Raw genomic sequence first — 11,527 nt, 5'->3', positions numbered from 1 at the left:
TAAAATTTGAGTCCAATTTCTAATCTTTTGAGTCCATCTTTCAGAAATATCCATAGTTGCTAAGTATAATGATTTGTGCAAAGAATCATCTGAAGGAAAAATAGACTTCGATTTAGTAACTTTTCTTGGGTCTTTAAAATAAAGTGTGCACCTTCCTTTATATAGTGATATTTAATATTTTAATTATCACCACTTTTTAGAAGAATACACACTTTATTTTAAAGACCCAAACAATTATTTCCATAACATTTTATATACTTCTCTAAAATCATCTAAACTTGATAAATATTCAATTAAAGGGACATAATTACCTAAACTACAAGAATTTAAGGAGTTTCTATACAAGTCCTCACTATCCCAAGATACAATTTTTATAGGAAGATTATTTTCTAACATTTGTTTTAGCATAACAAATCTACCTATGCGACCATTACCATCTTGAAATGGATGTATCAATTCAAATCTATAATGAAATTCAGCTATAACTTTAATAGATACTTCACTCTGACTATAGTACCATTCAATTAATTCATCAAGCTTTGGCTCAACTTCAAATGGTTGTGCTATGCTTACATCAGTTCCTAGTATCATATTTGGTATAGTTTTATATATACCAGACATCCCTCTGGAATGTAGGGTTGTATTGAACATTAAACTTGAATGTAGATTCTTTAAGAAATTATGTGTTATTTTCTCTTTCAGTGAGTCAATTATTGTATCAAATACATAACTAGAATTAACAGTTTCTTGTACATCATCTAAAGTATGTCTTCCTGTAACAACATTCTTATCGAGTAAAAGTGCTAATGCTTCAGTAGTAAAAGTACTGCCCTCTATCTTATTAGAATGATAAAGAAAATTGTGTTTTAACACATTATAAAGTGAATTTTTAAGTTCTTTTGTCTCAATCAATTTATCTAAAAAGGAATTGTTCATGTTATCACCTCAATTATTTTAATATTTTTAAATCATTATAATCTTATAATACTTATTCTAATAGTATGTAAAGTTCAGATTTAATTTAATACTTGTAGTATATATTTCATTGTATTTATTTTCAGTAAGTCTCAACTTTTCATCTAATTTATTAGTCAATAAGTTTAGTCAATTTTATAGTTCATATAATTATTATATATCACTTTGTACAACATTTCATTGTGATATTTTATATTAATCTAAAAACATATAAAACGTATTTTTATCTCTTCTTAGAGTTCATTTTATGACTATAAATCATTAAATTTATAAATAAGAAGAAAAAATATATAGCTATTATTAATATTATTAAAACTCTAATAATATTAATAATAGCTGATATAATAGCAAATCATTATTATCCCAAGAAGATACAATTAATAACTACCTTCCTATCAATAGTATCTAGTCAATTTCAGCAACTTTATGATTTAGTATATAATATATACCAATCACAGTTATACCAACTATAATAAAAACAGAAATCAAACTGTCTTGAGTTGTATTTGTACCAGCTAAAATAAATTGTCTTAAATTGATAAAAATAATTGAACTGACAAGGGTAACAGGTATTGATTTTCTTATCATTCCAACAACGAATGTCCATATACCTAATGAGCAAAATACAATAATACTTTTAATTGCTCCTGGTATCCAATAAGATAAAATTGAAATATGAAAATCTCCAATAACTAAATTAAAATACTTATCCAACACAACAACGAATGTAAAACAACAGATATATCCAACTATCATTGATGATATCATAAGAGTCGTAATCAAAAGTAACTTTGATAAAATAAGTTTTTTACGGTCAAGTGGATAAGAGAATAAAATCAAGATTGTTTTATTTGTATATTCATTTATTATATATGCCACATTCAACACAGCAAATAATATAATATAGTAAAAACAGAAAACTAAACTGATTGTCCTAAATGTAACATCATAATCATATATTGAAGTAGATTTATCATTCAATCCAGTAAAGACAAAAAACATACATAAGAAAATCCCCAGTATTGAAAATAAAAAATATCTTTTTAGCCCAACTTTTTTTAGCTCTAGTTTCATTAAATGTATCATAGTGTTTCTTTACCTCCTGTACCTGTAGTTTGGAAGAAGTAATCTTCTAAAGAACTTTGTTTACGTCCAATGCTATTTATACCAATTTGATTTTGAATAAATATTTTGGATATTTCTTTTACATCTTTTCGTAAATCATATATTTCAATACAACTTTCCGAAGTAATTTTAAAGTCTTTTATTCCAAATTCTTTTTCTAACAAGTATCCAGCAAGCTCCACATTATCTACATCTACTTCAACATAATCTGTTTGATATTTGTGTATATCTGACATAGAAATTTCTTTAATAAGTTTACCATCTTGAATAATTCCAATAGTGTCCGCAATTTGTTCTACCTCTGAAAGAATATGACTAGAAATAAATATAGTTATTCCATAATCTGTATTTAACTTACGGAATAATTCTCGCATTTCTCTTATCCCCTCTGGGTCGAGTGCATTTATAGGTTCATCAAGAATCAATAATTCTGGTTTAGTAAGAATTGCTCTAGCTATTGCAAGACGTTGTTTCATCCCTAAAGAATATTTTGAAACTTTCTTGTTTGATTGCTTTGACAATCCGACACATTCCAATACCTCTGATATATGTTCTTTGTTATAATAACCCATATATTCACAGTGTAAATCAAGATTCTGTTTAGCAGTCAAATTCTCATAGAAATAAGGATTTTCAATAATAGTACCAATCTTTTTTAATATTTCAAAATCAGTTTCTGCCACTTTCTTACCGAACATAACTATTTCTCCAGAATTTGGCTTAACAAGATTTAGCAACATTTTCATTACTGTACTTTTACCTGCCCCGTTTGGTCCAACAAATCCATAAATTTCTCCCTTTTTCACATGAATATTAACAGCATTAACAACAGCTTTATCTTTATATATTTTCTCTAATTGATGGGTCTCTATGATATAGTTCATCATACTCCCTCCTTTCTAAAAACAGTATACAAAATAAAATTATCTTTTCTCTCTTTTAAATCTAACTTTTTTCTAACTTTTCAATTTTACCGTAAAAACTGTTTTTACATTAGGTCTACTATTTACATAAATTGAACCTCCCATAGAGTTTGCAAGCCCTTGAGAAATAGCCAAACCTAAACCATTGCCTTTTTTTCTGTCAGCAGTATAAGCTCTTGTGAAAATATGCTCTTTTTCAGTTTCAGAAATACCTGAACCTTTATCCTCAATATCTATAAAAACATGTTTTTCCTTTTCATATAGTGAAATCCCTAAAAATCTACCATCTGAACCATATTTTATAGCATTATCAATTAAATTTTTGAGTATACGTTGTAATGCTTCTGTGTCAACATTTGCATATATAGGTCTATCTTCAATATTAACTTCAACATTAAAGTTTTCTTTATCTAGCAAATCATAAAACTCTAAAATAATCTCATGACATAATTGTGTTAGATTGGATTTTTGAAGATTTAATATCATATCTCCAGATTGGATTTTTGCCATATTAAACAGGTTATTTATTGAATTAACAAGCTCATTTGAATTTGTTTGCATTTTTTCCACAGTTGCTCTCATTGAAGAAGATAATTCTTCTTTTTGACTTTGAAGATATAGCATTTCAATATAACCCTTTAATACTGTGATGGGAGTTCGTAAATCGTGTGATATGTTTGTAAATATTTGCAATATCGCTTTTTCACTTCTATTATAATTAATTTGCCTGCTGTAAAACTTTTCAAGAAGTTTATTTATATCTACTGCTGTTTCTTTTACAATCGAAATATCAGATGGTACTAAAATATAATTAATTTCATCATCATTTGTTATGTCACGAAGTCTTGAATTGATATACTTATAATCACTTTCCATTTTCTTTGACTTATTTCGTTCTTTTAAGTAGAGAGTAAATAGTACAATCGAAATTACAACTAAAAATAACTCCATTATTCTTCCTCCATTTTGTAGCCAATTCCCCAAAGAGTTTTAATATAATTATTTTTTTCCATACCATCAGACAATTTATTTCTTAACCTGTTAATATGAGTATTTAGCACATTTTCATTTCCATAATAAGGTTCTTTCCAAATCGTGTTGTATAATTGTTCCTTTGAAAAAGCACGTCCTTGATTAGTCGCTAGTAATTTAACAATTTCAAATTCTGTATGTGTTAAGTTTAAGTCAATTCCATTCTTTGAAACTACATATTTTGATATGTTTATAATCAAATCTTTATACTGAATAACCATATCTTGAGAGTTTCTTGAACTGCTATACACTGTTGCACGTCTAATATTAGCTTTAATTCTTGCAAGCAATTCTACGATTGAAAAAGGCTTTGTAATATAATCATCTGCACCAAGATTAAGCCCTAGCATTTTATCTGTGTCACTATCTTTCGCAGTAGTAATAATAACAGGAACAACACTCACACTTCGTATATATTTTAATACTTCAAAACCACTAGACTTTGGTAACATCAAGTCCAGTAAAATAATATCAAATGAATAATTTTTAAATATTTCAATAGCTGTATTTCCATCAACGGCAGTTTTAACAGAGTAATTCTCACTAATCAGAAAATCGTATACCATTTCTCGAATATTCTTATCATCTTCAACCAATAAGATTTCCATTATTGTTCAACTCCTTTTTGTCAATATACTTCAAATGATATATTTATTAAAAATGGTTGTCAATAAATAACTGCTTATGATATTATATCTGCACTCCAGCAATACTCTTTTAGGTTAAATTTCTTTTCAATAAGCTTTACTGGAAAAACGACTAAAACGTGGTATACTATCTTATCTTTATATAAAATATACATAATTTTCTTTTATTAACATCTAAAATTAATTATTTTACATTAAATAGATATAAAAATCAGTCAATCTCATAGATGTGAATGATTAAATTAGATACAAAAACACAATTAGCATTATAACTCTGAATCATTAAATTAAAAAAGAAATTCATTATCTATTATCTCAACTTTAATTGTCAAAATTCTAAGGAGTTTACACATCATAATTTGCATATTGTATAGTATCATTTATCTTATAAAATAACTTTTAACTTTTACTAAAAAATTATTTTATACATAAAAAAGAAACCACATTCTAGCTTTATACAGAACATAGTTTCTTAAAAATAATCAAATTTTGATTTTAAATAATTAAAAACAAACTTTTATTTGTTTTTAATCCTCCAATTTTATAGTAGATAATTTAGTTAATTAGTTCTTAAATGTTTATCTTCTTTAACAAATTTTCTTCTTACTAAGAAATATACAGCTATTACAACAAGTTCTACAGCTAAAAATATTCCATAAGTAGCTATAGAATCTATGCTTTCTATGCCATTTCTGAAGAAAATTAAAGCAATTCCTGCTGCCATAATACCTACAGCATTTTTCCCTATAGCATTTTGACCAAAACCATAAAAAGAAGGGAAATTTCCTTTTATTTCAATGAATGTCAAGATTAATCCAATAGCTATAAATAGTACTCCTACAACTTCCATAATCATACTAGGCATTTTGACCCCTCCTTATTAATAATTAACTACTACTATAAAAATATTTATTATTTTTATAATTATATTATATATGCGATTACATGTTTTTGGAAGTATATTTGGAAGTAATTTCATATTTATTTAACTTAATTTTTTTGTGATAAAATACTTCTAGTTTTCATATAGATATTATTATAAATTTTCTAGTTTATGGAGTTATTCATTCTATAATTCACAAATATGTATTTTTTAATCTATTAAACTATTCATTTTCTGGCTTATAAGCATGGACTTCTTATCTATAAATCATTTATTCTTTAATCTACGAGCTTAGTTTTTTACCTATAAGTCATTTATTCTCTAATCTATAAGCTTGGTTTTTTACCTATAATTAATTCATTCTCTAATACATAAACTTGAATTTTTTATCTATTAATTCATTCTCTAATACATAAATAATAAATGAAATTTAAATATTATTTTCTTCAACAAATTCAAACAACTCTTCTACAGTCGTATCAAATACCTTGGCAATATCCATTGCCAACTTTAAAGAAGGATTGTAGCGACCATTTTCTAAATGTACAATAGTTTCACGTCTTACTCCTACTAACTTTGCAAGTTCACCTTGTGTCATAAGGCTCTTTTCTCTATAGGATTTAATTTTTGTCTTTAATAATACTGACACCTAATTGTATATCCCCTTTCTGTCAAAATATATAAATAGAACTAACTTCAACAAGGACTGAATAAGCAAAATAACTAATAAAGACATTCCTATATTTAAATTTGACATATTTACGTCCAGATTTACAAGAAATATAGATACTATAGCTACAGAAAAAAACAATAATTTTATTGCAATATCATTAACTCTTGATAGTATACATTTAGATGCTTCATCAATTAAGTCATCATGCTTTTTATCATAGACCCATTGAGCTCCCATGGCTAATACCAAAATAATTATAGGAATATATTCAATACTACTTCCTTTAAAAAAATACTTATTTACTAATGTAGCTCCAATACAATAAGAAATTCCCAATATTTCTGAAATAAGTGTTGATTTAATACCAGTTTGTTGTTTAGACATATAAAATCCTCCTTAAAAAGTTATATATTTATAACACCTCTTGTTATAAATATATAACTTTTTTAAATAAATTTCAACAAAAATATCATTTTGCAACAAATTCTTTTATTAATCTGACATTAGATAAAGGCACTTTAGATGTCACTCCTTCCAAGGTTAAATCTTCTATATTCACTTCATTTAATTTTGAACATAATTCTAAGTCAAATATCCTTTGCCAACTTACCATCTTTTCAATTTGTTCATCTTCATAAATCTCTACAGTAATATCCATTAAAGGTAAATGCCATAAATCAAAATCCGATAACAATACATTCTCTTTATTTATTTCTAGTTCAAGTAAAACACCTTTTGAACCTCTCTCTAAGTATCCACTACATCTTAAATCAGGTCTCTTCGGCCAAACCCATATCATACTATTATCAAATTTAGGTATTCTTTCTATCATTTGACTATACATCCATTTATATGGAATTTCAAAATCTTCTAATATAAGAGAATAATTATTTAATAGATACTTATTGTTTTTATTGTTGTTCCAAAATTCCAAAGTCTGTATAGTATAAAACTTCATATATAAGTCAACCCCTTTCTTTTTCTACAAAAAGGAGATAATTCAAATTTTTATTTTGAATCATCTCCTTTATTTATATATCTCTTCGTATCTACCATATTTAAATAACAAATTTTTATATTGATTGAAATTTAAAGGAAGTAACTTTGTGGCAAATCATTATAATAAGGATACAAACACCTTATTATTACCTAATTATATTAATTTATATAATACTGTATCAATTATAGTATTAGTTTTGATTATAGACTTTTTCAACCTCTGATTTATTCAAGTCATCTATAATATCACATATTTCACTCAAATTATATCCTTTATTTTTTAACTTTATAATGATATTAAATTTCTCTTCTCTTTTCCCTTTTTCAATGCCTTTTTCAATGCCTTTTTCAATACCTTCTTTAAAAACTTCTTCTTTAAAATTTCTACTTTTATTCATAATATATGCACCTCTCTTTAAATTTAATAAATATGCTTCATTACTGCCTAATTCTTTTAATCTATCAAGTGCTTTTTTAATAACAGAATCTTTTTTAGATAGTATTCTAATATCTATATGAGAAGGGTTGTCAATAAGCTTACCCCATATTAGAACTCTGTTTGCTATATAACTGGATTTATGAATTTTGGGAAGTTCTATAAAATATAATGCAGTTTTACTAGAAAAAATATCTGGATGTCCATCCATTGTTAATCTCATACAATTTACATAATCTTCTATGTGATTATATTTTACATGATTTAGTATATGTATTCCAATTGTTTTTCCAATTTCTTTATATTCTTTACCTTCTTCTAATTTTCTACCATGTACACGACTAAGATAATATTCAGCTCTTTCCAAATAATCATCTTCAAGAGCTCTTTGCATTTCAATATTTATATGATTACTTTCTTCATCTTCAGCTAAAATATCAAGTCTAGGTTTTTTCTCTCATATCAACACCTCTTTTTTATTATGTCCATTTCTTCATACCAAAGTCTGCACTTCTAAATAAAAATTTGTATTATTGAAATAAGAGTGTGATAAACTCATATATCATTACTAAAATTAAAACTTTAAAGAGAAATACTTAGATTACAATAGATTTTTGAATATCTTTATTTTTAAAACTATTGTTGATAAATGAGTAAATATAGGGAACTGTTTTAAAGTAGAGATAAATCCTTTTTCATTGTTTAAGTGATGAAAATATATTTTATTTAATACAAAAAAGAGTGCCTCATAAACTAAAAAGTTCATTTTGAGACACCCCTTACATTTGCTTTCTTAAACTTCACAATATTACATACTTATTTATTATCTTAATCTACATATATTTAATCCAATAATAAAGTACATATACCCAACTCATTAAGCCATGAAAAATAGCCCATGGGATAGATTTCCATGCAGTATAAGAAATAATCATTGCTAAACAAGAACCAAAAGAAATCCCCTTTTTAACAGTTGATTTTATAGTATTATTATTTGAATCCATAGTTATTCCTCCAAAATTCAAAATAAACAAGTTATTATATATCTTATTTGAATTTAACACAATATAACAGTTTCTAAATAAGTTATATTCTTATTATACATAATTTATAAATTATAATTCCAATAATTATATGAATAAATTAATTATATCTGCCTAAAAATATTGTCCTCTCTAAAAGCTATATGATAAATACAACATATCAACACATTGCAATTCACCCTCAAAGATTGGTTCTGGGTAATTATCTACAAAAAAGTTTTTAATTTTATGTGAATAAACAAACCCAAACTTCTCATAAAAGGGAACTCCACTTTCAGCTGTACCAACAACTATTGATGAATATTTTTTACTATAAACATCTAAAAGATGATAAATCATTTTTGACGCATAACCCCTATTTTGAAAATGCTCATATGTAGCAATATTTTTTAACTCACATATTTCTTTGGAAATTTCATTTACAACTGCTATACAAGTAAGTTCTTCATTATCATACAAAGCGTACATAGTACCTTTATCAAGGTATTTATCAATCATTTCTTCACATGGGTCAGCTAACATTAAAAGGTCAATTTGACCTTTTTTATTTGTTTTTATAGTTTTTATTTCTATCATAAGTTCACCCCCTCACTTTACTCAAACCTTAATTTAACAAACCTCTTACAATACACATTTAATTCATTTTGATTTTTTTTACTTTTTTAAAACTATAGTGACAATTACCTAGAATATTAATATTAGCAATTACCTAGAATATCAGCATTAGCAATTATCTATAATATCAATACTAGCAATCACCTAGAATATCCTATCCAAAGTCTATCTTAAAAAAATTTTATTTGAGTATATGATTCCGACCTCTTGTACGCTTTTATAATATCTTTCATATCCGTCAAAATACCATAACGTGCACATTCTTCTCTTAATAACTTCTCACAAGAATCTTTATTTTGTATAGTACACACATAGTTCAAACCATATGTTTTTTGATACTGAAGTACCAATTTTGGATGTATATCTCTTAAATGCTTATAAAAAAACTCTCTCTGACCACTACGCATTGTTACGCCATACATACAATAAATAAATTTTGCATTAGCCTTATGTGCTTTTTCTACAATTGCTCGTATTTCATCTTTATTATCAGTCAAAAATGGTAACATGGGAGTTAATAATATACCACAGAAAATTCCAGAATCATTAAGTTCTTTTACTGCCTCAAATCGTACAGAACTTGGATTTACATAAGGTTCTATCTTCTTTGACAATTCGTCATTTGCAGTGGTTATAGTTAACTTTACAATAGCAGAATTATTTTTTTTAATTTTCTGCAAAATTGGTATATCCCTAACCACCAAACTACTTTTGGTATCAATAGACACACCAAAATGATTTTCCGAAATCAAATCCAGTGCCTGCTTTGTAATACAAAGTTTCTTTTCAAAAGGATTATATGTATCAGACATAGCTCCAATACCTACTACTCCTTTTTTTCTTTTTGAACGCAATTCTTTACTTAAAATTTCTATCACATTTTCCTTATATCTAACTTTGTCAAAATCCTCTATGTTGTATATCGTACTACGGCTATCACAATATATACATCCATGAGGACAACCACGATATAGATTCATATTATAGTCAATTCCAAACCATCCTGTATTATCAAATTTCACTTTTTGTAAAATTTGTTTTGCTGGTATACTCTCAATCATTCTCTTATACCTAATTCCTTTATATAGTTTTTAAGTTTTAAGCTACTACACCCTAACTACTTTTGATAAGGTTTAAATATGGAGATTCCTATTTGATAGTACTTTTACACTAATCATTCACAGGTTCTAATGGCTGTTCTATCTCCACTAGTCTTAATCCTTCTTTTAAGCTATTTATACTAAGCATTTATATATATCTCTTGCTGTGCACTCTGGACAAACCCACTTTTTAAGTATTAAGTAGTTTTTTTACATATTTATTTCTATAACTACATATACTACATAATTTACCTGATGGATATGCAGTTTTTACATACTATAATTGTTTAATAAATATCTCCATAATTTGATTTAATTCGTTAGGTTTATCGACATTTACATTATGTGAAGCATCTTTTATAATATGTAATGGATACCCAGTCTTATTGTGCCACTGCTCATTATATTTTCTCACTTTACCCGTCTTGTCTTTTTCTCCAACCACTAAACAAACTGGACAATGTATATTTAAATCTTGAATTTCTGGTATGAAACCAGCAAATCCTAAATACATAAGATGACATAGTTCTTTCTTTTCATAGCCCTCTAACATTTTCAGCATACTCCCTCTACCTTCAGACGTAGCTCCACACATCTTGGACATTATATTTCGCAACAGTTTATCTGGGAATAACCTTAACATCCATTTGGTCTGCTTTAACCAGAAAATATCTGATTTACTATAATAGTCAGTTCCATATGGACAAGTTCCAATCATCATTATTCCTTCTACCATATTTGGATATTTTACAATAAAAGACTGTGCCACAAATCCCCCTGCTGACTGTCCAATAAGTACAACCTTTTTCATATTTTGTTTATCTAAAATTACTTTCAATTCTTCTACCAAGTTGGAATAGGAAAAATCTAAGTAAGGTCTTGATTTTCCATGAGCAGGAGCGTCCCATACTAATACATTATGATTTTTTGAAAAGTACTGTATCTGGAACTGAACCTCCCATGACTAAAGTCACAGGGTTCCTGCTTCATAGAATTTTGCATACTAAAATATGTCTTACTAATTCTCCACAGGCCATCCCCGTAGTTCCTACGGTTCTTATATAAGTTATTTATTT

General features: G+C 26.7%; 13 protein-coding genes and 2 pseudogenes. All 15 read right to left on the bottom strand.

The annotated features are described in order from the left end of the window. Nucleotides 1-126: pseudogene (locus KGF42_RS17670) on the bottom strand (IS256 family transposase); the annotation flags it as partial. A gap of 108 nt (nucleotides 127-234) precedes the next feature. After that, nucleotides 235-936 (bottom strand): Fic family protein, encoded by a 702-nt coding sequence (locus KGF42_RS17665; protein WP_227826797.1) that lies wholly within the window; start codon nucleotides 934-936, stop codon nucleotides 235-237. Between the two features lie 444 nt (nucleotides 937-1,380). Further along, nucleotides 1,381-2,061, bottom strand: a complete 681-nt coding sequence (locus KGF42_RS17660; protein ID WP_227823284.1) for an ABC transporter permease subunit — start codon at nucleotides 2,059-2,061, stop codon at nucleotides 1,381-1,383. Further along, nucleotides 2,058-2,984, bottom strand: coding sequence for an ABC transporter ATP-binding protein (locus KGF42_RS17655; protein ID WP_227823285.1), 927 nt, complete (start codon nucleotides 2,982-2,984; stop codon nucleotides 2,058-2,060). Before KGF42_RS17655 ends, KGF42_RS17660 begins: the two co-directional genes overlap by 4 nt. A gap of 72 nt (nucleotides 2,985-3,056) precedes the next feature. Continuing rightward, complete coding sequence (locus KGF42_RS17650; RefSeq protein ID WP_227823286.1) at nucleotides 3,057-3,974, bottom strand: sensor histidine kinase; 918 nt, start codon at nucleotides 3,972-3,974, stop codon at nucleotides 3,057-3,059. Continuing rightward, a complete protein-coding gene (locus tag KGF42_RS17645; RefSeq protein WP_227826796.1) occupies nucleotides 3,974-4,663 on the bottom strand; it encodes a response regulator transcription factor in 690 nt (229 codons plus the stop codon). Before KGF42_RS17645 ends, KGF42_RS17650 begins: the two co-directional genes overlap by 1 nt. Before the next feature lie 598 nt (nucleotides 4,664-5,261). Continuing rightward, nucleotides 5,262-5,567: a hypothetical protein gene (locus KGF42_RS17640; protein WP_227826795.1), complete on the bottom strand. Its 306-nt coding sequence runs from the start codon at nucleotides 5,565-5,567 to the stop codon at nucleotides 5,262-5,264. A 448-nt stretch (nucleotides 5,568-6,015) separates the two neighbouring features. Then, nucleotides 6,016-6,234, bottom strand: a complete 219-nt coding sequence (locus tag KGF42_RS17635; RefSeq protein ID WP_227823288.1) for a helix-turn-helix transcriptional regulator — start codon at nucleotides 6,232-6,234, stop codon at nucleotides 6,016-6,018. Continuing rightward, entirely contained in the window at nucleotides 6,235-6,642 is a 408-nt protein-coding gene (locus tag KGF42_RS17630) for a hypothetical protein (protein WP_227826794.1), read from the bottom strand. Nucleotides 6,643-6,727: 85 nt separating this feature from the next. Then, nucleotides 6,728-7,216 carry a DUF3841 domain-containing protein gene (locus KGF42_RS17625; protein WP_227826793.1) on the bottom strand — a complete coding sequence of 163 codons (489 nt, stop codon included), beginning with the start codon at nucleotides 7,214-7,216 and terminating at the stop codon, nucleotides 6,728-6,730. 232 nt (nucleotides 7,217-7,448) lie between these two features. Then, nucleotides 7,449-8,150 (bottom strand): annotated as a pseudogene (locus tag KGF42_RS17620) (Rpn family recombination-promoting nuclease/putative transposase); the annotation flags it as partial. A 376-nt stretch (nucleotides 8,151-8,526) separates the two neighbouring features. Then, nucleotides 8,527-8,697, bottom strand: a complete 171-nt coding sequence (locus KGF42_RS17615; protein ID WP_054272569.1) for a hypothetical protein — start codon at nucleotides 8,695-8,697, stop codon at nucleotides 8,527-8,529. Nucleotides 8,698-8,868: 171 nt separating this feature from the next. Next, entirely contained in the window at nucleotides 8,869-9,312 is a 444-nt protein-coding gene (locus KGF42_RS17610; RefSeq protein WP_227823291.1) for a GNAT family N-acetyltransferase, read from the bottom strand. A gap of 209 nt (nucleotides 9,313-9,521) precedes the next feature. Then, a complete protein-coding gene (locus KGF42_RS17605) occupies nucleotides 9,522-10,412 on the bottom strand; it encodes an SPL family radical SAM protein (RefSeq protein ID WP_054272567.1) in 891 nt (296 codons plus the stop codon). Between the two features lie 316 nt (nucleotides 10,413-10,728). Then, nucleotides 10,729-11,394 (bottom strand): alpha/beta fold hydrolase, encoded by a 666-nt coding sequence (locus KGF42_RS17600; RefSeq protein ID WP_227826798.1) that lies wholly within the window; start codon nucleotides 11,392-11,394, stop codon nucleotides 10,729-10,731. Nucleotides 11,395-11,527 lie beyond the last annotated feature (133 nt).

It is taken from the genome of Clostridioides sp. ZZV15-6383 (assembly GCF_020657735.1).
Lineage (GTDB): Bacteria > Bacillota > Clostridia > Peptostreptococcales > Peptostreptococcaceae > Clostridioides > Clostridioides difficile_D.
The sequence above is the reverse complement of the archived record's forward strand: the minus strand, read 5'-3'. Positions and strand labels throughout refer to the sequence as shown.

Bases quoted from the DNA above. Each gene is read 5' to 3' on its own strand.
- KGF42_RS17665 (WP_227826797.1), bottom strand. From the start codon at position 936: ATGAACAATTCCTTTTTAGATAAATTGATTGAGACAAAAGAACTTAAA.
- KGF42_RS17660 (WP_227823284.1), bottom strand. From the start codon at position 2,061: ATGATACATTTAATGAAACTAGAGCTAAAAAAAGTTGGGCTAAAAAGA.
- KGF42_RS17655 (WP_227823285.1), bottom strand. From the start codon at position 2,984: ATGAACTATATCATAGAGACCCATCAATTAGAGAAAATATATAAAGAT.
- KGF42_RS17650 (WP_227823286.1), bottom strand. From the start codon at position 3,974: ATGGAGTTATTTTTAGTTGTAATTTCGATTGTACTATTTACTCTCTAC.
- KGF42_RS17645 (WP_227826796.1), bottom strand. From the start codon at position 4,663: ATGGAAATCTTATTGGTTGAAGATGATAAGAATATTCGAGAAATGGTA.
- KGF42_RS17640 (WP_227826795.1), bottom strand. From the start codon at position 5,567: ATGCCTAGTATGATTATGGAAGTTGTAGGAGTACTATTTATAGCTATT.
- KGF42_RS17630 (WP_227826794.1), bottom strand. From the start codon at position 6,642: ATGTCTAAACAACAAACTGGTATTAAATCAACACTTATTTCAGAAATA.
- KGF42_RS17625 (WP_227826793.1), bottom strand. From the start codon at position 7,216: ATGAAGTTTTATACTATACAGACTTTGGAATTTTGGAACAACAATAAA.
- KGF42_RS17615 (WP_054272569.1), bottom strand. From the start codon at position 8,697: ATGGATTCAAATAATAATACTATAAAATCAACTGTTAAAAAGGGGATT.
- KGF42_RS17610 (WP_227823291.1), bottom strand. From the start codon at position 9,312: ATGATAGAAATAAAAACTATAAAAACAAATAAAAAAGGTCAAATTGAC.
- KGF42_RS17605 (WP_054272567.1), bottom strand. From the start codon at position 10,412: ATGATTGAGAGTATACCAGCAAAACAAATTTTACAAAAAGTGAAATTT.